General features: G+C 43.5%; 22 protein-coding genes and 1 CRISPR repeat array (1 of these 23 running past the window's edge). Of the genes, 6 read left to right on the top strand and 16 right to left on the bottom strand.

The features are described from left to right. Positions 1-1,104: a CRISPR direct-repeat array (repeat unit 30 nt; unit sequence ATTTACATTACACATTACTTAGATAAAAAC) (it extends 444 nt beyond the left edge of the window). A gap of 197 nt (positions 1,105-1,301) precedes the next feature. Both EP57_RS01620 and gltB read right to left on the bottom strand, forming a co-directional pair. Then, entirely contained in the window at positions 1,302-2,771 is a 1,470-nt protein-coding gene (locus EP57_RS01620) for a glutamate synthase subunit beta (RefSeq protein ID WP_036083573.1), read from the bottom strand. A 19-nt stretch (positions 2,772-2,790) separates the two neighbouring features. Beyond that, on the bottom strand, positions 2,791-7,389 hold the full coding sequence (gltB, locus tag EP57_RS01615; protein WP_036083572.1) for a glutamate synthase large subunit: 4,599 nt from the start codon (positions 7,387-7,389) through the stop codon (positions 2,791-2,793). Between the two features lie 208 nt (positions 7,390-7,597). Here gltB and gltC point away from each other — a divergent pair, with 208 nt between their 5' ends. Next, a complete protein-coding gene (gltC, locus tag EP57_RS01610; RefSeq protein ID WP_036083570.1) occupies positions 7,598-8,491 on the top strand; it encodes a glutamate biosynthesis transcriptional regulator GltC in 894 nt (297 codons plus the stop codon). 11 nt (positions 8,492-8,502) lie between these two features. On the opposite strand, the gene EP57_RS16300 is transcribed toward gltC, so the two are convergent. Then, positions 8,503-9,063 carry a TetR/AcrR family transcriptional regulator gene (locus EP57_RS16300; RefSeq protein WP_052167471.1) on the bottom strand — a complete coding sequence of 187 codons (561 nt, stop codon included), beginning with the start codon at positions 9,061-9,063 and terminating at the stop codon, positions 8,503-8,505. A gap of 135 nt (positions 9,064-9,198) precedes the next feature. Here EP57_RS16300 and EP57_RS01600 point away from each other — a divergent pair, with 135 nt between their 5' ends. Beyond that, the gene (locus tag EP57_RS01600) at positions 9,199-10,035 is read left to right on the top strand and encodes an alpha/beta fold hydrolase (protein WP_036083569.1); all 837 of its coding nucleotides are present in this window, start codon (positions 9,199-9,201) and stop codon (positions 10,033-10,035) included. Between the two features lie 21 nt (positions 10,036-10,056). After that, positions 10,057-11,007, top strand: a complete 951-nt coding sequence (locus EP57_RS01595; RefSeq protein ID WP_036083567.1) for an amidohydrolase family protein — start codon at positions 10,057-10,059, stop codon at positions 11,005-11,007. Positions 11,008-11,096: 89 nt separating this feature from the next. Here EP57_RS01595 and EP57_RS01590 read toward each other — a convergent pair whose 3' ends face one another. From EP57_RS01590 to EP57_RS01545, 10 genes are all read right to left on the bottom strand, one after another. Then, the gene (locus tag EP57_RS01590; protein WP_036083565.1) at positions 11,097-12,203 is read right to left on the bottom strand and encodes an iron-containing alcohol dehydrogenase family protein; all 1,107 of its coding nucleotides are present in this window, start codon (positions 12,201-12,203) and stop codon (positions 11,097-11,099) included. Positions 12,204-12,223: 20 nt separating this feature from the next. After that, on the bottom strand, positions 12,224-13,267 hold the full coding sequence (locus tag EP57_RS01585; RefSeq protein WP_036083563.1) for a sensor histidine kinase: 1,044 nt from the start codon (positions 13,265-13,267) through the stop codon (positions 12,224-12,226). Position 13,268: 1 nt separating this feature from the next. Further along, the gene (ade, locus tag EP57_RS01580) at positions 13,269-14,999 is read right to left on the bottom strand and encodes an adenine deaminase (RefSeq protein ID WP_036083561.1); all 1,731 of its coding nucleotides are present in this window, start codon (positions 14,997-14,999) and stop codon (positions 13,269-13,271) included. A gap of 17 nt (positions 15,000-15,016) precedes the next feature. Beyond that, positions 15,017-15,463 (bottom strand): hypothetical protein, encoded by a 447-nt coding sequence (locus tag EP57_RS01575; protein ID WP_036083559.1) that lies wholly within the window; start codon positions 15,461-15,463, stop codon positions 15,017-15,019. Between the two features lie 126 nt (positions 15,464-15,589). Next, positions 15,590-16,465: a Rossmann-fold NAD(P)-binding domain-containing protein gene (locus EP57_RS01570; protein WP_036083558.1), complete on the bottom strand. Its 876-nt coding sequence runs from the start codon at positions 16,463-16,465 to the stop codon at positions 15,590-15,592. 13 nt (positions 16,466-16,478) lie between these two features. Next, the gene (locus tag EP57_RS01565) at positions 16,479-17,156 is read right to left on the bottom strand and encodes a response regulator transcription factor (protein ID WP_036083557.1); all 678 of its coding nucleotides are present in this window, start codon (positions 17,154-17,156) and stop codon (positions 16,479-16,481) included. 56 nt (positions 17,157-17,212) lie between these two features. Next, complete coding sequence (locus EP57_RS01560) at positions 17,213-19,192, bottom strand: ABC transporter permease (RefSeq protein WP_036083555.1); 1,980 nt, start codon at positions 19,190-19,192, stop codon at positions 17,213-17,215. Next, the gene (locus tag EP57_RS01555) at positions 19,179-19,946 is read right to left on the bottom strand and encodes an ABC transporter ATP-binding protein (RefSeq protein ID WP_036083553.1); all 768 of its coding nucleotides are present in this window, start codon (positions 19,944-19,946) and stop codon (positions 19,179-19,181) included. Before EP57_RS01555 ends, EP57_RS01560 begins: the two co-directional genes overlap by 14 nt. Positions 19,947-20,091: 145 nt before the next feature. Beyond that, a complete protein-coding gene (locus EP57_RS01550) occupies positions 20,092-20,517 on the bottom strand; it encodes an Ohr family peroxiredoxin (protein ID WP_036083551.1) in 426 nt (141 codons plus the stop codon). Positions 20,518-20,574: 57 nt separating this feature from the next. Then, positions 20,575-21,027: a hypothetical protein gene (locus EP57_RS01545; protein WP_052167478.1), complete on the bottom strand. Its 453-nt coding sequence runs from the start codon at positions 21,025-21,027 to the stop codon at positions 20,575-20,577. A gap of 150 nt (positions 21,028-21,177) precedes the next feature. Here EP57_RS01545 and EP57_RS01540 point away from each other — a divergent pair, with 150 nt between their 5' ends. Then, positions 21,178-21,516 carry a DUF898 family protein gene (locus EP57_RS01540; protein ID WP_036083549.1) on the top strand — a complete coding sequence of 113 codons (339 nt, stop codon included), beginning with the start codon at positions 21,178-21,180 and terminating at the stop codon, positions 21,514-21,516. A gap of 69 nt (positions 21,517-21,585) precedes the next feature. On the opposite strand, the gene EP57_RS01535 is transcribed toward EP57_RS01540, so the two are convergent. From EP57_RS01535 to EP57_RS01525, 3 genes are all read right to left on the bottom strand, one after another. Next, positions 21,586-21,906: a helix-turn-helix domain-containing protein gene (locus EP57_RS01535; protein WP_036083547.1), complete on the bottom strand. Its 321-nt coding sequence runs from the start codon at positions 21,904-21,906 to the stop codon at positions 21,586-21,588. Between the two features lie 2 nt (positions 21,907-21,908). Beyond that, positions 21,909-22,274, bottom strand: coding sequence for a hypothetical protein (locus EP57_RS01530; RefSeq protein ID WP_036083545.1), 366 nt, complete (start codon positions 22,272-22,274; stop codon positions 21,909-21,911). A 96-nt stretch (positions 22,275-22,370) separates the two neighbouring features. Continuing rightward, the gene (locus EP57_RS01525) at positions 22,371-22,931 is read right to left on the bottom strand and encodes a hypothetical protein (RefSeq protein ID WP_036083543.1); all 561 of its coding nucleotides are present in this window, start codon (positions 22,929-22,931) and stop codon (positions 22,371-22,373) included. Between the two features lie 137 nt (positions 22,932-23,068). Here EP57_RS01525 and EP57_RS01520 point away from each other — a divergent pair, with 137 nt between their 5' ends. Together EP57_RS01520 and EP57_RS01515 are read left to right on the top strand one after the other, a co-directional pair. Next, the gene (locus EP57_RS01520; RefSeq protein ID WP_036083542.1) at positions 23,069-23,260 is read left to right on the top strand and encodes a DUF3311 domain-containing protein; all 192 of its coding nucleotides are present in this window, start codon (positions 23,069-23,071) and stop codon (positions 23,258-23,260) included. Next, the gene (locus EP57_RS01515; RefSeq protein WP_036083540.1) at positions 23,257-24,711 is read left to right on the top strand and encodes a sodium:solute symporter family protein; all 1,455 of its coding nucleotides are present in this window, start codon (positions 23,257-23,259) and stop codon (positions 24,709-24,711) included. Before EP57_RS01520 ends, EP57_RS01515 begins: the two co-directional genes overlap by 4 nt. Positions 24,712-24,713: the final 2 nt, after the last annotated feature.

Genomic DNA, 24,713 nt, shown 5'->3' with positions numbered 1-24,713 from the left:
TAACTCATATCCAAATTTACATTACACATTACTTAGATAAAAACGGTGAATAGCGTTGGTGCTATAACAGGTATGTCCCTATTTACATTACACATTACTTAGATAAAAACTTGACGGCATCGGTTTCTATTTCAAACCGCCATATTTATTTACATTACACATTACTTAGATAAAAACCCATCTTGGATTATGAAAAGTTGGAAGACATAAAGCGGATTTACATTACACATTACTTAGATAAAAACCTTGTTCCTAATTCGTAATTTTTGTTTTCAGATTTATTTACATTACACATTACTTAGATAAAAACAGCACCTTTATAAAGCTCTTTCAATGTGTCTTCATTATTTACATTACACATTACTTAGATAAAAACGTAAATTCGGACGGAAGAACCGCGACAAGGTGAAGCATTTACATTACACATTACTTAGATAAAAACTGAGAGGTTTAGAACGAACGTTCGCATTATAATAACATTTACATTACACATTACTTAGATAAAAACTTCAACTTGGCTTAAGTATGTTTCCGATGCATCAAAATTTACATTACACATTACTTAGATAAAAACACGATGAAGAGAAGCAACTTATCCATTTTAGATATATTTACATTACACATTACTTAGATAAAAACGTGGCTATAAAGATATATCCACGCTGAACAATAGAATTTACATTACACATTACTTAGATAAAAACAAGCTCCCATTTTGTTCAAGATACGCATTAATTTCAATTTACATTACACATTACTTAGATAAAAACCTGTCAATCCGTACATACCTAACTAGCACTGGAGCTTATTTACATTACACATTACTTAGATAAAAACTGGATTGAGTTTATTAGGATTGAATCCTGTTTTACTATTTACATTACACATTACTTAGATAAAAACATTTCGATAGAGAAGATAAAGACCTGGTTCAAATTGATTTACATTACACATTACTTAGATAAAAACACATAACAGCGCTAATTGTTCATCCGTTACTTTTCCCAATTTACATTACACATTACTTAGATAAAAACTGATAAATCATCAGAAGCTTTTTTCATTGTTTCTTCTATTTACATTACACATTACTTAGATAAAAACAGGTACCCTCTCAACTCTTACTCCCATCATACCTCAACACCCCAAATCTGTCGACCTCCAAGAAATTTGTCTTTTTTGGATCTACTTATTTTTTTCGCCTCCTCGAAAACCATCCTACCCCTTTCTCCCCCTAAGCAAAAACAAAATCTGTCGATGTCCCCTAGTTTTTACGCTACTGGAGGTCGACAGATTTTTTATCATGGTAAGAATGTTTCGCCCATTAAATAGAAATCTACTTCGCGGGCGGCTTCTCTTCCTTCGTTAATCGCTGTTACAACAAGGCTTTGGCCGTATCTTGCGTCGCCACATGCGAAGACGCCTTCTACGTTGGTACGGTAAAAACCTTTTCTAGCATCGATTGTGTGACGGTTTGTTTTTGCTACTTGGAAGTCTTCGAATACTGATTTGGTTGTGCCTGCGAATCCGACGGCAATTAATACGATATCCGCATCCCAAATTTTCTCGGAATTCGGTACTGGTTTGATGTTGCGCTCAGCGTCGATGTCGTCTACGTCAATTGTACGCAGGCCAGTCAGTTCGCCACGATCATTTTTGATGAATTCGGTTGTGCTGACTAGGTATTGACGGGGGTCATCGCCGTAAACCGCTTTGGCTTCGTTGTGTGCGTAATCCATTTGGAATACTTTTGGAAATTGTGGCCATGGGTTTTTGATGGTGCGGGCATCTGGGAGCTTGTCGCGGTGTCCGAATTGGTAGATGCTTTTGGCGCCTTGACGTAAGGCTGTTGCAACGCAGTCGGCTCCTGTGTCGCCACCGCCGATAACGATGACGTTTTTGCCTTCTGCTGACATGGTTTGGACGCCGTTGTTGTCGAGATTGTCCTTGATGCTTTGGGTTAAATAGTCCATCGCAAAATGAATTCCTTTGGCATCGCGGCCTGGAAGTTGGACGTCACGGGCATTGCCTGCGCCTGTTGCTAGCACGACGGAATCGTATTCGGTTTGTAGCTGCTCCATCGTGATGTCTTTGCCGGCTTCGATATTGGTAACGAACTCAACGCCTTCTTCGGCCATTAGGTTCACGCGACGGTTGACGGAGTCTTTTTCTAGCTTCATCGTTGGAATGCCGTACATGAGTAGCCCACCGATGCGATCGCTTTTTTCAAAAACGGTAACGGTATGGCCGGCTTTGTTTAGTTGATCGGCGCACGCTAAACCTGCTGGGCCGGAGCCGATGATGGCAATGCGCTTGTCTGTGCGTTTTAGTGGGGCTTGGGGTTTAATCCAGCCTTCTTCAAATGCGCGGTCAATGATGGCTTTTTCGATGGATTTGATGCCGACTGCTGGTTCTGAAATGGCTACGGTACAGGAGCCTTCGCACGGTGCTGGGCAGACGCGACCGGTGAACTCTGGGAAATTATTGGTTTTTAAAAGCAGGTCTAGCGCTTCACGCCATTCGCCGCGGTATACAGCGTCGTTCCACTCGGGAATTAGGTTGTGTAGCGGGCAACCAGAGACGCCGTTTTTTATTTCTTCACCGGTATGGCAAAATGGGACACCGCAGTCCATACAACGGGCCGCTTGTATTTGTAAATCGACTTCTGGCATCGGTAAACTATATTCATTCCAGTCGCGCGTCCGTTTTTTCGGATCGCGGACTGGACTTGGAATGCGATTGTATTCCATAAATCCTGTAGCTTTTCCCATGGTTGGTCAGCTCCTTTTTTTAAAGTTGGACAAGACGGTTCAAGTTTCCATCTTTATGTTCATAAAACGCTTGTAATTCTGCGTCGTCATGTGTTTGGCCTTCGCCTTCTAGTTTTTCGATACGGTTTAGCATGAGTTCGAATTCGTTTGGAATCACGAAGACGAAGTTGCTGCGTTCGGTTTCCCAATTGGCTAAAATGTTGCGGGCGAACTCGCTGTTTGTGTAGCGCACGTGGTTTTCGATTAGCTCGCGCAATTTCGCTTCTTCACGCGGTGTCATCAAGCTGCGACATGTCACAAGTTCTTGATTTACTTTTGCTTCGAAAATGGCTTTGTTTGGGCTATGGATGTACGCCACACCGCCAGACATGCCTGCTGCAAAATTTTCTCCGGTTTCGCCGAGTACAACGACCGTTCCGCCTGTCATGTATTCGCAACCGTTATCGCCAATGCCTTCGACAACAACGTCTGCGCCACTATTACGAACGGCAAAACGAGCGCCGGCTTTTCCGTGAATGTAAGCTTCGCCTCCTGTTGCGCCATACAATGTGACGTTTCCGACAATCGCCGAATCATGCGCTACAATTGGAGTTTGGGCGTCTGGGGAAACGATTAATTTCCCGCCTGATAGTCCTTTTCCGAAGTAATCATTGGCGTCGCCTTCGACACGTAGCGTCATTCCTTTTGGAGCAAAAGCGCCAAAGCTCTGACCCGCCGCCCCCGCAAAAGTAAGGTCAATCGTGTCTTCTGGCAAACCTGCCGCGCCGTATTTCTTGCTGACATAAGAACCCGTAATCGTTCCAACCGCGCGATCGATATTGCGAATAGCAAACCGTCCTGTCACTTTCTCCCCGCGTTCAATCGCCGGCGCCACAACAGCTTTCAACTCGCGCATATCCAATGTTTGGTCGATTTTATGATCTTGTTCTTTCGTACAGAACTGGACTTGCTTTTGGTAAAATTCATCTGTGTATAGCATATTGGAAAAATCAAGATGTTTCGCTTTCCAATGAGATTCTTTGCGTTCATGTGTTTCTAGGTATTCTTTATGGCCAATAATTTCTTCCAAACTGCGGAATCCAAGTTCAGCCATCGTCTCGCGCATTTCTGCCACGATAAAGTTGAAAAAATTCACGACATAATCAGCGGAGCCACCGAATTTTTTACGAAGTTCAGGGTTTTGCGTCGCTACGCCAACCGGACACGTATCCATATGGCAAACGCGCATCATCACGCAACCAAGTGTTACGAGTGGTGCTGTTGCAAAACCGTATTCTTCAGCGCCGAGCATTGCTGCAACAAGTACGTCTTTTCCGGTCATCAATTTTCCGTCCGTTTCGACAACGACTTGATTTCGCAAGCCGTTAAGCAACAATGTTTGATGCGTTTCAGCAAGTCCGATTTCCCATGGAACACCCGTGTGGCGAATACTGCTTCGCGCCGCGGCTCCCGTCCCGCCTTCATATCCGCTTACTAAAATAACATCGGCAAACCCTTTCGCAACGCCTGCTGCAATCGTGCCAATGCCCGTTTTTGATACGAGTTTGACATTGATTCGCGCGTCATGATTGGCATTTTTTAAGTCGAAAATCAGTTGGGATAAATCTTCGATGGAATAAATATCGTGATGCGGTGGTGGTGAGATGAGCCCTACGCCCGTAGTCGATCCGCGCGTTTTCGAAATCCATGGATAGACTTTCTCGCCAGGCAAATGACCGCCTTCTCCCGGTTTCGCGCCTTGTGCCATCTTGATTTGCAGCTCGTCCGCATTCACCAAATAATGGCTTGTCACACCGAAACGTCCTGATGCAACTTGCTTAATCGCGCTCCGACGCCAATCTCCGTTTGCATCTCGCTCAAACCGATCTGGATTTTCGCCACCTTCACCGCTGTTACTTTTGCCGCCAATCCGGTTCATCGCAATCGCCAACGCCTCGTGCGCCTCTTGACTGATCGACCCGTAAGACATCGCCCCCGACTTAAACCGTTTGAAAATTTCTTCTGCCGGCTCTACTTTCTCAATCGGAATCGGCTTGCGCCCGTGGGAATTAAATGTTAACAGCCCCCGCAAAAACGCGTTATTTTGGTTCTGCATCAAATCGGAATACAAATCATACGTTTCGCGGTTATTCTCGCGTGTTGCTGACTGCAAAGAGTGAATCGCAAGCGGGTTAAACACGTGATACTCACCGTTGGAACGCCATTGATATTCACCGCCAGTGTTTAGCGTGAATTCTTGGAAACCAATATCGTGAAATGCCTCGCGGTGACGCAACCAAGACTCTTGCGCAATGACTTCCAGTGGAATCCCACCAAGTTGCGAAGCCGTTCCTGGGAAGTAATCCGCAATCACATCATTCCCAATCCCAATCGCCTCGAAAATCTGCGCACCACGATAACTTTGCACCGTAGAAATACCCATTTTCGACATCACTTTCAAAATCCCGTCCGTAATCGCCTGAATATAGCGTGACTCCGCCTCATCCACCGTAAAGCCTTTAATACGGCCATCTTTAATCAAGTTCGCGAACACATCAATCGCCAAATATGGGAAAATCGCATCGGCGCCATAACCAATCAGCATCGCACAATGATGAACATCGCGAGCCTCAGCCGTTTTCACAATTAAGCTAACCTTTGTTCGTGTTCCTTTTCGTACCAAATGATGATGCAATCCACTCGTGATTAACAGCGCCGGAATCCCGATAAACGCATCATTCGTACCGTCATCCGTAATAACTAAAAGCTCAGCGCCAGCCTCAATTTTCGCATCCGCTTCTGCAAAAAGTGCTGCCAAAACTTCCGCCAAATTCTCTTTGTCCTCCGCTTTAAACAACGCATTAATAAACGCGGTCGGTTTTGCAAATTTTTTCTGTAACGCAATCGAAGCATACTGTTTCCGAGATAAAATCGGTGTTTCCAAACGAATTCGATTCGCATTTACAGCCGTCGGATTCAAAATATTGCCTTCATTTCCAAGCAACGTCATCGTCGAAATAACCGACTCTTCACGAAGCCCGTCAATTGGCGGATTTGTTACTTGCGCAAATAATTGTTTGAAATAGTTAAACAACAACTGCGGTCGGAAAGAAAGAACAGCTAGCGGCGCATCATAACCCATCGCGCCAGTCGGATCTTTTTTCTCCGTTACCATCGGAATCAAGATTTTGCTCAACTCGTCCTGCGTGTAGCCAAACGCTCGTTGCAGTTTGAAACAATCCTTCTTATTCAACGAAATGTACTCCAAACGGTCCTGATCCGTCAATGTCCCAATTTCCGTCATCTCTTGATCCAGCCATTCCCGATACGGTTTTTCCGTCGTCAATTCCGATTTAATCACATCATCCGAAATAATCTCGCCTTTTTCCAAATCGATTAAAAGCATCGTTCCCGCTCCAACCGTCACTTTGCGAATCACTTCCTCCGATTCCACAGGCACAACGCCCGTCTCCGAAGAATAAATAATCGTGTGATCCTTCGTTTCGTAATAGCGCGCTGGACGTAACCCATTTCTATCCAAAATTGTCCCAATCACGCGACCGTTCGTAAATGAAATCGATGTCGGTCCGTCCCATGGCTCCATCAAAGCACTATGATACTCATAAAATGCCCGTTTCGGATCCGTCATCGCTTTATTTTTATCCCAAGGTTCAGGAATCAGCATCATCGCCGCATGTGGCAACGACCGTCCCGTCTGCACTAAAAACTCCAGCGCATTATCAAGCGTCGCCGAGTCACTCCCGCTCTCGTCTACAACTGGCAACAGCTTCGCCAAGTCTTGCCCAAACAAAGGTGATTCTGCACGTTTTTCCCGCGCTTTCATCCAGTTCAAATTCCCGCGTTGCGTATTGATTTCGCCATTATGAATCAAATAACGATATGGATGCGCCCGTTCCCAACTCGGAAACGTATTCGTACTAAAACGTGAATGCACCAGCGCGTAAGCCGACGTATACGCAGGGTCCGCCAAGTCCAAATAATATTGATTGATTTGCTCCGGCGTCAACATCCCTTTAAAAATAACCGTCCGCGTCGACAAACTCGGCACATAAAACGTTTCCGTAATCCGCGCATCGCCTACCGCAAAACGCTCCACTTGTTTTCTAATAAGGTATAATTTTCGTTCAAACGCTTCCTCATCCAGCGCCTCATCTTTCGCCACGAAAAGCTGATACACAGCCGGTTCCGTTTTTTGCGCGCCTAGACCAACCTTCGTCACATCCGTCGGCAACTTGCGCCATCCCAAGAACGTTTGCCCTTCTTGTTCAATAAAACATTCCGTCGCCGCCTGCAAAATTTTACGTTGCTCCGTGTTTTGCGGGAAATTAAACATTCCCACTGCATAATGGTATTTTTCAGGTAACACAATATCGATTTCGACACAAGCATTGCGGAAGAAATCATCAGAAATTTCAAGAAGAATTCCCGCACCATCTCCTGTATCACCGCCAACTTCCCCACCGCGATGCTTCAGCTGACAAAGCATATGAATTCCTTGTTCGACAATTTTATGCGAAGAGCGCCCTTTAATATTCGCCACAAAACCAATACCACAAGCGTCATGTTCGTTTTTTGGATCATACAATCCATGTTTTTCAGGCATATTTGTCTGTTTCATCCTAATTCCTCCTCGGACCGCAAAACTCGTATTTTAAGATTTCAGATAATTTAAGTTATGATTATGTAGGCCGCTTCTTTATTAGTACCCAGTTTTTTCTAACTTATAACGTTTTGATGTAATGTCTATTCTAATACTTTTCATTTATCGAAACAATATATATAATAGAATAAAACAATCTCGTTTTGAGATAGATTGGAGATACGTTATGGAATTACGACAATTAAAATACTTTATTGAGGTCGCGCGCACAGAACATATGACACAAGCATCGGAGGAATTACACGTTGCGCAATCTGCCGTCAGTAGACAGATAACGAAATTAGAAGAAGAGCTGGGAATCAAGCTGTTTGACCGTATCGGCCGCAATATGCAACTAACAGCAGTAGGTGAGGATTTCTTAAAACAAGCCAAAATCGCACTAAACGAACTGCAAAAAGCGCAAGCCATCGTCGAAGAATATGCTGACCCAACAATTGGCGAAATCCGCGTCGGTTTACCAAACTCGATTGCAACGAAAGTATTACCAGCCGTCATCTCAGCGTTTCGTGAAAAATACCCGCGAATTACGTATCAGTTTATGGAAGGTTCGAATCGTGATTTAAAGCAAATGTTGATTGCTGGCGATTTAGACGTGACGTTTTTGTCCCCCGTTCCTGAGGAAAATGAGGAAATTATGCCGCATCGTTTTTTTGATGAGAAATTGAAATTGATTGTGCCGAGCGGGCATCGGTTAGCAAAGAAACATTCCGTAGCACTGAAAGACTTGGCGGAGGAGAAGTTTATTTTGTACCCGCAAGATTTTGATTTGTATCATTTGGTGGACGAATCTGCGCGAAGTAAGGGATTTTCGCCGGAGATTATTTTTCAAAGCCGCGATTTCCATACGATTCAGGGGTTAGTTGGGGCTGGGCTTGGCATTAGCATTTTGCCAGAGATGATTTTAGATGGGGCGATTTTTAAAGAGACTCGAAGCATTGCGTTGATGGATCAGGAATTACGGCGCTCGGTTGGGATTATCACGACAAAAAAACGAAACATGTCGCCATCGGAAACATTGTTTCGTGATTTTTTGTTGCTTTATTTTGAAGAAAATAATTAAGTTTTAGCGAGTCAGAATAACGCGATAATGCGTTGAATATTTTCTTGAAAAGCATGTTTGGAATCCGCTGGTTGTAGCCCCGTGCTCGCCAGTGTGATATATCCAATGACAACATTCAGAAAAAGTAACTCGTTCAAATGAGTCTTAGCCGGATCCTTCGTTAGCTCCCTCACCGATTTAAGCCCAAGTTCCCGCAAATTCACCAATACTTCGTTCACTATTTCTATATCCCCATATTCCGTCAAACCGCTTAATATATCTATCACATTGAAACGATCCATCGAGTCTGCCTCTACAAATTCAGAAAAACGCTTCGCAAAAATTACTAACGCCTCTTTCCCAGAATAATTCTCTAACTCTGCTTGGAGCGCATCTACTAAACTACCCAAATAATTGGCCAAAACACTGCTTTTAACATCCGCAATATTACTAACCCATCGATAGAGTGATTGTGGTTGTACAGCAAGTTCACGCGCTAATCCGTTATAGGTAAGTTCGCGAAATCCCTTTTGATAAGCGATTTCTAGCGCCTTTTCTAAAACTACTTCACGCGTCAATCCTCGACGTTTCATATTATTCTCCGCCCCCTAAAATACAATATGTTGACTAACTCATATCATGAGTGTATACTACGTTTATAAATCATTCAACTCATGGCATGAGTTTTTGACGTTGGTTTACAAAAAGTTTAGAAGGAGCGCTATATTATGGCAATTTTAACACGTGATGGAGCAAATTTATTTTATGAAACAGCTGGACAAGGACCTACTTTAATTTTAATCCCTGGAGCTAATGGAACTGGTGACATTTTTAAGCCTGCTAGCATGTTCTTGAAAGAGCATTTTACTGTCGTTACTTATGATCGTCGCGGTTTTGGTCAAAGCAAGTTAACCGAAGATATGCCACAGGAAGTGACTGATATACACAGTACATACCGCTTGAAGACAGATGCCGCTGATGTTGCAGCATTAGCACAAGCCGTAAGTGGTCAAGAACAGGTATTCATCATGGGATCATCATCAGGTTCTATTGTAGCCATGGAGACATTGCAAGATTTTCCTGAGATTGTGAAGCAAATAGCCTTCCATGAATCACCTATCAACACACTTTTGCCTGATGCGAAGAAATGGCAAGACATAAACGCTGAAATTGTGACTATTGCTTTAACAGAAAACTTTGCCCTTGGTATGGAAAAATTCGCGGCAGCTATGCGTACTGTAGAATTAGACCAAAAAATGATGTCCCGACCTGGCGTTGATTTAAGTGATATGGACAACCCTGAAGTGCAAGGTATGGATTATTGGTTCCGATATGAAATTCGCCAATATACTAGTCGTGAAATAGATTTTAATGCTTTCAAACAACACCGTAACAAAATCCGATTATTAAATGGTACCGATTCAAAAGGTTCGTTCCCTCAAGACGTTATGCATGGTATCAGTGATTATTTAGATTTACCTATTTACGATATTCCAGGTGCACATCTAGGCTACATTCAGAAACCTGAAGGCTTTACAACAACACTAATGGCGCTTTTCCGTTAAAAGGAGGTTTAGGTTTAACAAATGACTTACAAAAAAATTGATTTACATGCGCATTATCTTTCCCCTGGCTACAAACAATTTCTGCACGATTATTTTGACGACTTGGGCGATGGTGTCAAAACGCCAGCGTATGAAATTGAGACAACGCTAGATATTATGGCACAAACTAATATTGATTATTCCGTTATTTCGATTTCTTCTCCCCACCCTAATACCGGCGAAAAGGAAAGTACGATTGCCCTGATTCAAGAAGTGAACAGCTACGGCGCGCTTCAACAAGCAACCTACCCAGACAAGATTGGCTTTTTTGCATCGTTGCCTATTCCATACATCCAAGCAAGCTTAGAAACCATTGATACTGCGTTAGATGAGCAACATGCGATTGGCTTTACACTTCCGACAAACGCACATGGGGTCTATCTTGGTGATGCGAGGTTGGACGCGATTATGGCTAAGTTGAATGCACGATCTGCTATTGTTGCTATTCACCCTAACGAACCGTGGACACGTGACAAAAACGTTGCTGGAGAGATTCCAACACCGATTATGGAGTTCTTCTTTGATACAACACGCACAGTAATGAATATGCTTCAAAATGAAATCTTCACTCGCTACCCCAATATTCGTTTCATTATTCCGCATGGTGGCGCCGTTCTCTCGCTACTTGTTGAACGTGTTGGTTTAGCACAAGCGCTGAATCCTGCATTAACAGACGCGCAAGTGAACCTTAAGGATGTTATGAAAAATTTATATTTTGATGTGGCAGGATTTGTATTACCACAACAATTGCCGGCATTGATGGATTTTATAGATGTTGAGAAAATCGTGTATGCGTCTGATACGCCTTACACGCCAACGCCTGCAGTATTGAGCTTGGCTAAAGTGTTGGAAGACACGGATTTGTACTCTGCGGAGTTTAAACAAAAGCTGTTTTTTGAGAATGCGCAGAAGCTTTTACAGAATTCTTTATAAATCAAAAAGGAGCGAGGCAGTATGGTGAACTGCTTTGCTCCTTTTTATTGTCTATTTTTGTGGTATGCTACCAAACGATGTATTAGTTATCATTTCGACTTAATCTCCAAACTCGCAATAAACAACTCCAAGTCTTTCATCGCCGCCAGTACCATGTCCGCGGTAATCACGCCCGGCATCAAATGAATCGTCTCATCTGGTGCTGTTGCTCGTTCCGCGACGCGAACCAATGCTTCATCTGATAAATCAGAAAGCCCCATATCCTTCAAACTCGTTGGCAAGCCAAGCTCTGTATAAAACGGAACTAATTTGGCGATTTCGCCTTGCCTGTTTTCCAACATTAATTGCACAAAAACGCCGTACGCAACTTTGTTCCCGTGCAGCAAATGATGTGTCTCTGAAAGTACTGTCAACGCGTCATGAATCGAATGTGCACCCGAAGTTCGACCGTAATCATCGCCAAATCCGCCGACCATGCCGCCGACCATAATATTCGTCTCGACCACTTTTACAAACGCCTCACTCAGCGTTCCTTCACGCATGGACTGAAGCGCCGCAGCACTCGATTCCAGTAAAATATCCCGACAAAGTTTTGCAGTATATAATGATATATCAATCTCGACTGACCGTTCTTCGAGTTGCGAAATAATCACGTCTGCCTCATACCATTTCGCGAGCGTGTCGCCAATTCCAGCAATCATCAATTCCACTGGCGAATCTAAAATCACCTCAGGATCAACTAAGACAAGCCCGTTACTCCGCGCAAAAATGTCATATTGCAACATCTCGCCATGCGCGTCATACATCACACTAAGCGGTGTCCAAGCCGCACACGTCGCAGCAAGCGTTGGCAAAATAACGACCGCCAGTTCCAAATGTACCGCAATTGCTTTCGCTAAATCCGCGACTTTCCCGCCACCAACGCCAATAATCGCATCCACATTCGCCGCCGTCGCAAGTTCCGCAATCCGGTCCCGCTCCTCAAACGAACATTCCCCGCGATACTGCTCAAAAACAGCCACTACATCCGCAAGCTCAGGAAAAAACCGTCTTGCCTTCTCCCACGAAACACCGCCGTGCACAACGAGAACACGCGTCACATTCCGCCGCGCCAAATGCCCTTCCAAGTCATTCCAAGCTCCAATTTTACATTCAAATTCCTGCGGCGCACCGCGAACAATCAAGTTTTTTTCCATGTGCCGTCCAACCTCTCTTCCTAGTCTTTTGCAATGAGTAAATAATCATCTTTTTGCTGGAACGTAATAACGATTTCCGTACCAACACTTTCCTCAGACGAAATTTCAATCGTATGCCCCAGTTTCCCAGACATTTGCCGTGCAAGATACAGCCCCATTCCTGTTGCCTTCTTCTCCTGCCGACCAGTCCCACCAGTGAATCCCTGTTCAAACACACGCGGTAAATCCTCATCCTTAATTCCAATGCCATTATCACGAATATGTAACTCAATTTTGCTATTTTCCATACTAGACTCGCACCAAATCTTGATTTCGCCGCCTTGCTTCGTATATTTCAGCGCATTTGTCATCACTTGATCCAAAATAAAACCGAGCCACTTGCTATCACTGCGCACTTCCGCATCAAAATCCGCCAAATCAAGCTTCATCCGCTTCGAAATAAACAGCTTCGAATGCCGTTTCACACAATCTTTAATGACCGGACTAAGCGCCAACTCTTGAATAAAATAATCCTTCGCAAACGTGTCCAAACGTGAATAATAAAGCGCCTGCATCACAAGTCTATCGATCGATTCCAGCTCTTCTTCGACCTTTTTAAAAATAGTCGCTGGCTCATTCAAATCCGGATTATTAATCAACATTTTACTAGCCACAATCGGTGTTTTCACCTCATGCACCCAGTACAAAATAAAATCATGATACTCCTGCTGCTTATCTTGCAATTTGGCAATCTCACGCTGCTCCTCCAAATGCTTTTTGCGCATCAATTCATTGAAAAACGCCTGCTCACTCGTTCGCGGTTTTGGCAATAACTCTAAAATATTCTCCTCGATTTCCCCATCTACCAGCTCTTTCATCGCATTCCAATACGTGCGCTTAAACGAATAACCAAGAATCAAATAAGCCACCAAAAATAGCAACATAAACACATACAAATAAATAATATTGCCAAGCGTCAACTGACTGTTCGGATCAACCGCCAACAAAACACCAATAAAAAACATCACAATCACAAAAAACAACAAGAAAAAGCGTTTATCGCGTACATATCTCCACCAAGTCATGCTAAACCCCCACTTCAATAAAACCAAATCGGCTAAAATCAAACAAGCCTTGGTCTGTTAATTTCAACTGCGGAATCACTGGCAACGTCAAAAACGAAAGCGTCAAAAATGGATCAAAACCTTCTGCTGCGCTAATATCATGAAAAGCATGATTCAACAGTTCCAATCGCTTCTGAATCTGTTCATACGGCTCCACACTCAAAAGTCCAGCAATCGGTAGCGCCAAATCAGCGGCCACTTTACCATCATGAACAACAGCAATCCCGCCACCAAGTTCCGTAATATGACGAATCGCAAGCATAATATCCGCATCTGATGATCCAACCGCAACAATATTATGCGAATCATGCGCAACCGTCGTCGCAATCGCGCCATGCTGAATACCAAACCCCTTCACGATACCTACACCAACACAACCAGTTCCTTTATGCCGTTCCACGACCACCATTTTCAACTGATCGTTCTCCGTCGAAACCTGAAAAACTCCGTCGCGCGCTACAATCTGCTCCACCAAGTGCTCCGTAAACAAACTATTCGGCTGCATCCCAATAACATTCGCCTTCTCACTCGCCAATCGCAGCTCCAAATCCGCCAGCGTCAACGTATGACGAATCGCAGGAGACGCAAACGGCACTTCCGTCTTCTCAAACCGAGACTCCTCACGAATCCCGTCAGCAACGACCACTTGTCCGCGTTTCATCACTTTCGTAATCGTCACCGTCTCCAAGTCCCGCAAAAATAAAATATCCGCCTGATACCCCGCAGCAACCGCACCAATTCGCGGTAACTTGTGACACGTCGCCGCATTAATCGTCGCCATCTGAATCGCCGTCACAGGATCAATCCCATTAGCAATCGCCAACCGAACATTATAATTAATCGAGCCTTCCTCTAACAAATCATCAATCAACTTATCATCCGTACAAAAACAAAAACGATGACTATTTTTCGCTGTCACAGCAGGCAACGTTTGCAATAAATCACGACCTACCGTACCCTCACGCAACATGACAAACATCCCGGCACGCAACCGGTCCATCGCCTCATCTGCCGTCGTACTCTCATGATCCGTTCTAATACCGACCGCCAAATAGTTATTCAAATCCGCCTTGGAAAGCCCAGCACCATGCCCGTCAATTCGTCCACCGTGCTTTTCCGCGTCTACAATTTTTTGCAACATATCCGCGTGACCCGCCGCTACAGAAGGAAAATCCATCACCTCTGCAAGTCCAATCACTTTTTCATGTTGGTAAAGTGGGCGTAAATCACTCGCAGCAAGCGTCGCGCCATTATGTTCAAACGGCGTCGCAGGAACCGAAGAAGGTAGCATCACATACATATCAAGCGGTGACGTAGCCGCATCATCCAGCATAAACTCAATGCCTTTTGCACCCGCCACATTCGCAATCTCATGCGGATCCGTCACAATCGTCGTCACACCATTTGGCAATAACACCCGCGCAAACTCAGAAGGTGGCACCATCGCACTCTCCACATGCACATGCGCATCAATAAAGCCCGGCACAATAAACTGCCCATTCGCGTCAATCATCTCCGCTGCCTCATTAAATTCACCAATTCCAACAATATAACCACTCTTAATCGCAACGTCCCCGTCATAAATCTCACCCGAAAACACATTCACGATTCGGCCATTCTTAATCACAACATCCGCTGCAGCACGTAAATCACTCACCGCAACCCGCTCCTGTAACTGCTTTACCTTCCGCATCACTTTACCTCCTTAAATCACTGAAATCCTTCATCCATCAAATACGAATCCGCCGCTTCACGCGATGGGAAAATAGCTTCCAAATGATCATCCGCATAAATCGCCCACATCTTGTTCTCATAGCGCAAAATCAAGACCGTCCGATACGCATCACGAAACGCTTCCTCATAGCCTTCCTCAAACTCATCACCATCCGTACTCAAAAACGAAATCGAACCAGATAGCAACTCCTTAAGCTCAGCTTCCGTTGCCTCACGCACATTCACAAAACCATTCTTATCCGCATCATCCAAAAACGGTGCATAAATAAACGCATTGCCGTTTGGATGCAAATGATTCACTGCAATTTTCTTCTCACGTACACTAGCAGGAAAATGATAATTAATCCGCCCCATCGAAACGGGATGTGCCTCTAATTCTGTATATTGGTCAAAAATATTCTTTTTCTCTTCAAAGGAAAGCATTCCTTCGTCACATCCTTTTTCAATTTTTATGTTCATCGTTCTATTATACACTAAAATCACCAATCCAACGTATAAAAATAAAACAACGATTCCCAGTCGAAAACCCTGAAAATCATTGTTTTTCTGTCATTTATTAGAGACATAGTGCGCGATTAATTTCGGCAACCAGTCGTGCAAATCTTGAAACACAAAACCTGCCGCCCTCGCTTTCGAATTATCAAGATAATACGTTTTTTCAATCCCGAAAGGCGAATCGTCATTGTCTTCGGTCACTTCTTCCACAAGCGCCGTCTTACCTGTCGCCTCTTGAATCAATCGCATGAGCGCATCCAAACGATACACCGAATCACTCGCCGCATTCACCGGTCCAGTCAAATCCGACTTCGTACCAATCCACTCCAGAAATTCCGCCGCTTCATCCGAAGAAATAAAGCCAATTTCCGCTTCTTCATTTGGCATCCCAATTTCCTCTTTTGCCAACACATGATCCACATGAAACTCCAAACGTCCCGTATAATCATCCGTGCCTAACACAATCGGAAACCTCACTGCCGCAACGGGAAATCCGGCCTTTTGGAAAAATACCGCTTCCGCCAAACGTTTACCTTCCCCGTAATCGAAATCCTCACGAGAACCCGTCACAATCTCATAATAAAACGGGTCAAAATCAGTTTCCACTAAAGCCCGGTCACGCGCACTATACACCGATAACGACGACGTGTACACATATTTCTCAACCTTATCTTGAAAAGCCGCAATCGCATAAAGCGCATCCTGTGGTGAAAAACAAATATTGTCATACACCACATCCCATTTTTCCTGCGCCAAGCAAAACAAATTCTCACGCGATTCCCGATTCATCACAACCCGCTTCACCGAATCGCCAAAATCATCCTCCGTCTTGCCCCGCGTCGCAATCGTCACATCATGCCCAGCCGCAACTAACCGCATCACTAATTTCTTACCAAAAAATCGTGTTCCTCCAAAAACTAAAACTTTCAAATGAAGCACCCCCTTATTCGATCATGTAGCCCTGTCCTTTTTTCGTCTTAATAAAGTCCGCAAGACCAATCTCTGTCAATTTTTTACGAATCCGAACCACGTTCACCGTCAATGTATTATCATCCACAAAGCTCTCATCTTCCCAAAGCACGCGCATAATTTCATCCCGACTCACGATATGTCCTTTTTGCTTCAATAACTCATACAAAATCAAGAATTCATTTTTTGTAAGTTCGACTTTCTCATCTAAATAAGTCAGCGTATTGGTATCGATATGCAAGAACACATTGTTATGCTCCATCACATTCGGCTCTTCCAGCTCCACATACGAATACGTACGGCGAATCAACGCATTAATCCGCGCCATCAGCACATCCAAATCCACCGGCTTCTCAATATAATAATCCGCGCCCATGTTCATGCCCATAATCTGATCCATCCGCGAATCACGCGACGACAAGAAAATAATCGGCACATTCGACACCTCACGAATCTGATTACACCAATAAAACCCATCAAAATACGGCAGATTCACATCTAAAATCACCAATTGTGGCTCATTTTCCAAAAACTCATTTAAAATATTATTATAATCCGCCACAACCGCGACCTCAAAGCCCCATTTGGACAAATGCTTCTGAATCGTATCACGAATAACGATATCATCTTCTACTATATATACTTTAACCATCGTCATACCTCCTTCGCCCTTCTCATTGTACAGAAAATTACACCAGCATTCAATGATTAATCGTCGCCCGTCGAAACCATTCGCGTATACGTATCCACACAAACAAAATAATAAACAATGAAAAACAGCGTATAAATCGTCGTACTCACCATCACAGGCCCAGTCACACTAAACAATAAGTTCGTCGAAAAACCAATCATCGCCGCAACACTATGCGAAATCCCCAAAACAAGCGGAATCAAAAACACTGGGAAAACTTGCTTCGCGACCACTTTCCGAATTTCCTTCTGACTCATACCAAGTTTCTGCAACACTTCAAAACGCGGCTTCTCATCCACGGCCTCTGTCACTTGCTTGAAATAAATAATACTCCCCGTCGCTGCAAAAAACACGATTCCCATAAACATCCCGATATATAGCAACACACCGACAAGCGTACTCATCATATGATAATTCGAATAAAAGCTAGATATGTTTTCATTCCACCAAAACGTGTCGCCACCAAAAATCTTTAAAATTTTCTGATCCAGCAGTTCCGTTTTATCCTGATTTGTTACTTGGAAAATATCAATATGCTTCGGCATCGCCTTCTTAGCAATGGCGTTATACACATTATCATTCACTACTAGCACCGAATGCACCGTATCCACATTAAAAACGGTATGATTATACACATTCTTAATTTTCATACGATATATTTGCTCAACACCATCGAACTGCATATCATACGGTTTACCTACCCACTCATCACGCCTTTTCGAATTCTCAAACTTGCCAGCAGGACTTAAATAAACAGATTCATTATCTGCTAAATAATCGATTGACTCCAAATTATCATTCAATTTTAGCGCTAATCGATTATAATCCGACATCGACATTATCGAAAAAGAAGTCATTCGACGATAAATATCAGCCCGATCCTCCTTCGACTGATGAATCACTTTTGCAATATAAACATCGGCCTGCTCGTGATAAATAAGAGAATGCGTCTTACTCTCATCAATCGCCTCATAAATCTCCCTGCGCTCCGTCTGTGTCGTCCAAGTCGTTTGATAACTATTCGGATTTGACGCACCAGCAAAAGAAATAATATTCGTATAAACAGAACTAAGCGCCCCAATAATCGTCAGCGTCGTCGCACTAAGCACCGCAATCATCGTAAGCGTCCCCGCCGTCTTCTTCAAGCGATATCGAAGCCACGTCACCGTTAAAATATTAGTCCCCCGATAAAAGAAGCTTTTCCGTTTAAACAACCGGTACACCACATACGGAAAGAAAAACCGCAACAGCAACCAAGTCCCCAAAATCACACTAATCAAAATAAATAATAACTCATAAAAAAACCAATCTTCGTTCCAAAAAACCGATTCTTCCACAGGTCGCATCGCCAAAAAGTAGCCCATACCGATGAACAAAAGCCCTAAAATCGACATCGTAAGCGAGCCCTTCGGCGGATTTTTTTCACGAACATCAGCCTTAAATAACTCCACCATACTGTGCCTAAACACAATCCAGTACCCATTCAACGACGTTACAACTAAAATAATACCAAACACAAGAAACGTCGAAACGACCGCAGAAAACGAAAGCGTAAACCCACTATGAATCGACAATCCCATAATCCGAAACAGCAACATCGAGAAAAATTTGGAAAAGAAAACACCAATCAAAATACCCGACACAACCGCAACCAAATGCAACATCAAGTTTTCATAAAAAATAATGCGCCCAATCTGCCCCTTACGCAAACCGAGTAAAGCATACAAACCAAATTCCCGCTTCCGTCGCCGCGTAAAATAATTACTCGAATAAAAAACAAAGAATCCCACAAAGAAAATAAGTACAAACGCAGCAGCCATAAAGACCCCTTGCCCACCAAGCTCCCATTTCTTAAAAATAATACCAATACTTCGATTATAAGCCAGCGACACAAACGTAAAATAAATCAGCACACTCAAAACTAGCGACCCTAAATACATCGCGAACTGTCCAAAATTTTTCCGCATGTTCGTAAAAGCAATCTTAAATAGTGTCATCCAAGCCACCGCCTAACATCGCCAGCACATCTAAAATTTTCTGAAAAAACACTTTTCGAGTTGCCGTTCCACGATAAATTTCCGTAAAAATCTCGCCGTCCTTAATAAACAAAATCCGTTCACAAAAACTCGCCGCAAACGCATCATGCGTCACCATCATAATCGTCGCATGCCGTTCCTGTTGCGCCTGTACCAAGCTTTCCAAAAGGTTCGTTGCAGCCTTCGAATCAAGCGCCCCCGTCGGTTCATCCGCAAAAATCAGCGCCGGATTCGTCACCATCGCCCGACTCACAGCCGTGCGTTGCTTTTGCCCGCCAGAGACCTGGCTCGGAAACTTATTCGCCATATCCAAAATTCCGAACTGCCGCATCACATCTTGCACTCGTTGCTCCACTTCCGCCGGTTTTACATTAGAAAGCGACAACGGTAACGCGATATTATCCTGAATCGTCATCGTATCCAACAAATTATAATCCTGAAAAATAAAGCCTAGCTTATCCCGTCTAAAAACAGCCATTTCCTTCGCGCGCATCGTATCAAAGGCTTTCCCTTCAATCACAATACTTCCCGAAGTCGCTTTATCAATCGTTGAGAGTACATTTAATAATGTCGATTTTCCAGCACCACTAGGCCCCATCACACCGACAAACTCTCCCTTATGTACTTCCAAACTTACACTATTTAGCGCAGGGAATAGCGTACTTTTTGTACCATATACTTTTCTCACATTTTTTGCCTTCAAAATCACACTCATCTCTTTACCTCCACGCCATTTCTTACTATGAACTTATTGTACACTAAAAAGGAAACGATGCCCACCTGACCTTAAGATGTAGATATAAAAATAGCTGGCCTAGAACTCAACGAATCACTGAATTCTAAACCAACTACGGTATCTTCTATTTCATTTTCACATGAAGCGTTACATCCACATTTCCACGTGTTGCCTTCGAGTACGGACACATCTCGTGCGCCAAATCAACTAACTTTTGCGCTTCTTCAAGACTTGCATCCGCCACTTCCGCCGTAATCGCGATACTTAACTGGTAACCACCAAGCGCGTCATCCTCGTTCATCGACACAGCCACCGTAATGGCCGCCTTCGCATCCGATTTCGCCTTACGAGCAACCGACTGAAACGCACTACCAAAACAACCCGCATACCCTAAAGCAAAAAGTTCTTCCGGATTCGTTCCCGTTCCGCCTTCTCCATGAAATGATTTCGGCCGACTCAACTTAAACGATAAATCCGTATCATTCGAACTCACCGTACCAGTCCGGCCACCAACACCTGTTGCACTTGTCGTAAACAATGTTTTACCCATCAAAAACGACCTCCTTCACATACTTTCTAAGTTCCCTAAAAAGTAGCTAAAAAAACATCATTCCTCCGTCTTATAACGATCCATACATTCCAAAAGCAACATTTCCAAATCGGGTAACGGTAAATTCACGTCTGCCGCAACGATATCCCAAGCCATTTCACGTTTATCCTTAATCTTCGTATATACAAGCATCTTGCCTTGCGAGAAAAGCTTAAACTTCGGCGTCGAAATCTTCACTTCCGCCACATGATCCCAAGCCTGAAAATCCCCACGATACGCCATGCCCTCCGTCGAAAGCTCCAACGTTGGCGACAAATTAAGCAAACGAAATAACGGCCGCAATACAATAAAACCAATAAAGATCAGCAAAATCAACTTCTCCGTCCCATTCACCGCTTTTATATGATCAAAAACCACGTACAACAATATGCCAACTGCAATCCACAGCAAACTACTCGAAATAACTAGCGTATGATTCACCTTAAACTGTGCCTTTTCCCCATTCTCCATCTTATCTACAAAATTCTCTGACAATGCACTAACCTCATTTTCTTAGATTTATCTTTATTGTACCCCGAAAAAACCAAGAAAGATAGAGGCAATATCGACAAATCCCTCTCTTCTAAGGTACAATATACTACATTGGAAGGTGGTTAAAAAATGGCAACAGATAACTTTTACGAAACAAAAAACGGGCGGACATCGTTCTTCGATGGCGGATTGCTCCAATTTATCGGATGGACAATTCTAGGTATACTAGTAACTGTATTCACACTGGGCATCTGCTACCCTTGGGCGCTCACAATGATTTACGGTTGGAAAATCAATCACACGGTCATCGAAGGCCGACGCATGCGCTTTAGCGGCTCCGCATTCGGACTATTCGGCAATTGGATTAAATGGCTACTCCTCATTATCATCACACTAGGCATCTATTCCTTCTGGGTTTTCATTAAACTAGAAGACTGGAAAGCGAAAAACACAAGCTTCGTCAATTAACTAAAAACAAATCGGCGACAAACTCCCAGAATGCGGGTGCTTGTCGCCGATTTGTTTGAAGCTATTCTTTTACGACAAAACCGGTTCTGTCAACTCTTGTAATAAAACTTCGGGGTTCGTGTCAATCAACTGCAACAAGCGGGTCGCGGAACCGTTTGGGTTATTCCGACCACTTTCCCACGCTTCTACTGTTTTTGTAGAAATGCCTAGTAACTCTGCAAAAGCGCTTTGTGTTAATTCAATCTTTTGGCGAAAACCTTTGATTTCAGCTGCTGTATATTTCGGCAACTCGGTAATGACGATTTTTTTAGTGCGGGCTTTCTTTGTGTTATTGGCGTGCGCAACGGCTTGTTTCAGACCGCGTTCCAAGGAATCAAATAGTTCGGACATGTTTACCACTCCTTATTCATATATAGTTGCTTTAACTGAACGACAAACTTACCAAGATAGCGGAGTTCTTCATCGGTGAGATTATCCGCCTCTCGTTTATTGATCAGCGTAATCATCACAACGATATTATAGCTTTCAATGTCCACATAAAAGATTCTAAATCCGCCACTCTTTCCGCTTTTAAGACGTATTGGTGCGTAACGCAACTTTCTGAGGCCATTCGCAAATTGTAGTACAGTGCCTTTCTTAGGGTCTGATAGTAGTAGCTGCTCGATATGGAAGTAATCTCTGCTTGTAAAACCGTGTTTCTGCGCACTTCTATCAAATTCATCAACATAAATAAATTCTCTGGTTAGCTCAAACTTCATGTCTTTTCTCTCCTTCATTTTACCCTACTCAATAGGGTTTGTCAATCCCCCCAAAAAAATTTTATCCTCCTGTACTACCACGTCGTTGTCCTTATGTTACATCTGGCATCTCTTACACCAAAAATCTGGCAACACGGATACATAAGTTTTGTCAAAGGTCATCAAGTCATACAACATTTTGTCGTAATAACCAAATTCATCTTCGCGTCCTAAAGCATCATTCACGGCTTTCATTCGCCCTAGCGCATCATGTGCCATATCTTTTAACTCAGGGATAATATATCCCGTAATCTTGATTTGTCCAAATGCCGTCGCTAGTACAACTTGGTCGGACATCCAAACATCTCTTTCGTGCTCTGCTATTAGTTTCGCAAGCGAGCCTTCGTCCATATCTTTCGGTGGATAATAAGTAAGCTCCCACTGATCCTCCATCACATGCCTTGGAAAATCAGATAAACTAACCCCCTCCACTTCCTTGTCTTGGAAAAAGTCCTCTAACTCTGCCAACACATCTGCACCTTCATCACTGCCAAACGGAGCTTGCTCATCCGAACAATCGAAATAAAAATCCGATTTAAAATGTGCCACAAAATGCGGATGACTCGTTTTGCGATCTGGACCAACTTCCTCATCATCAAAATACATGTTAATTGCCATTTCTGTTACCTCCTCATTTGTGATTTACTGTACAAAGCTATTTTACCAAATCTAGCATCAAAAGTCCTCTCACATTGAAAAAAGCGGCAGATTATTGTAAGATGAAAACAGTTTTCAAAACGAAAAGAGGGGAACTTATGGTTAAGCTATTGCTTATCATTCCATTTTTATTTCTATTAGCCGGAATACCGTTTGCCAATAAGATTCATCCGATGGTTCTTGGTATGCCGTTTAGTTTATTCTGGATTGCAGCAGGCATTCTTTTATCCACAGCCACACTCGCTGTTGTTTACCATTTTGATCGTCAGAATAAGGGGGAAGAACAATGATTGCACTTATAATTTTAACGGCCTTCTTCCTGCTCACGATTGCTATTGGTATTCGCGCTCGTCAAAAACAAAAAATGAACCTTGAAAATTGGGCAGTTGGCGGTCGGAGTTTTAACACGGTTTTTGTTTTTTTACTAACCGCTGGAGAAGTGTATACGACATTTTCTTTTCTTGGTGGTAGCGGCTGGGCTTATTCCAAAGGTATCTCAGCGGTTTATGTGATGGTTTACATCGCGTTGTCTTACGTCACGTCTTATTTCCTACTACCACTTATTTGGAAATACGCGCACGAACATCGCCTTGTCTCCCAGTCCGATTTCTTTGCTAAAAAATATGACAGTAATCTGCTCGGCGTCGTTGTTGCCCTCGTTGGCGTGATTGCCATTATCCCGATTGTCGTCATCCAACTAAAAGGCCTTGGCATTATCGTTTCGCTCACATCCTATGGCGCTATCCCGATGAAAACGGCCGTCGTTGTTGGAACGATTGCCATCATTATTTATTCCGTCATTTCAGGTATTCGCGGCATTGCGTGGATCGCCGTTCTTAAAGACTTCATGATTTTGGCCGTCATTGTTTTCATGGGTATTTACATCCCGATTCATTATTACGGTGGCATTGGCCCGATGTTTGAACAAATCGAAGCCGTGAAGCCTGAACTACTCACATTTCCACATACGACATATACCGTGACTTGGTTTATTTCTACCGTCTTGTTTTATGTACTCGGATTCTACATGTGGCCGCAAGTTTTTGCATCGACGTTTACTGCTAAAAATGCACGAACCTTCCGGAAAAACGCGATTATAAGCCCAATTTATACATTAATGCTCTTATTTGTTATTTTTATCGGGCTTGCAGCAGTTTTACAAATCCCGGGATTAGAAGGTGATGAAAGCGATCTTGCGTTGCTGCAACTCGCGATTCAAACATTTGACCCGTGGTTCGTCGGAATCATTGGCGCCGCAGGAATGCTAACCGCTCTTGTTCCTGGCTCGATGCTACTCATGAGTGCCTCCACATTGCTCACGAAAAACATCATTTACAGCTACAAACCAAACACACCCGATCCAAAAATTGCCCGCCTTTCAAAATTTCTACTACCGGTTCTAGCGATTATTTCTTGTCTTTTCGTTTTTCAAGGCGGAAACGCACTGGCAGCCATCTTGCAAGTCGGCTATAGTTTGATTGTGCAACTTTGCCCTTCGTTATTTGCCAGTTTAATGAAACGCAATCCGGTAACTAAACAAGGCGCCCTAGCCGGGATTATCGTTGGTATTCTGATTACGATTTTCATTAGCAATTACAGCATGACTCTCGCAACCATTCTTCCTGGCGTACCGACAGCCATTAGCGATATCAACATCGGTTTCTTACCGCTAGCAGCCAATGTTATCGTAACAATTATCGTCAGTCTACTCACACAAAAGAAACCTCGGACAGCGCTGTAAAA

The sequence above is a fragment of the Listeria booriae genome (genome assembly GCF_000766865.1).
GTDB classification, from domain to species: domain Bacteria; phylum Bacillota; class Bacilli; order Lactobacillales; family Listeriaceae; genus Listeria_A; species Listeria_A booriae.
Note: the sequence above shows the minus strand (reverse complement) of the source record. Positions and strands in the feature narration are given on the sequence as shown.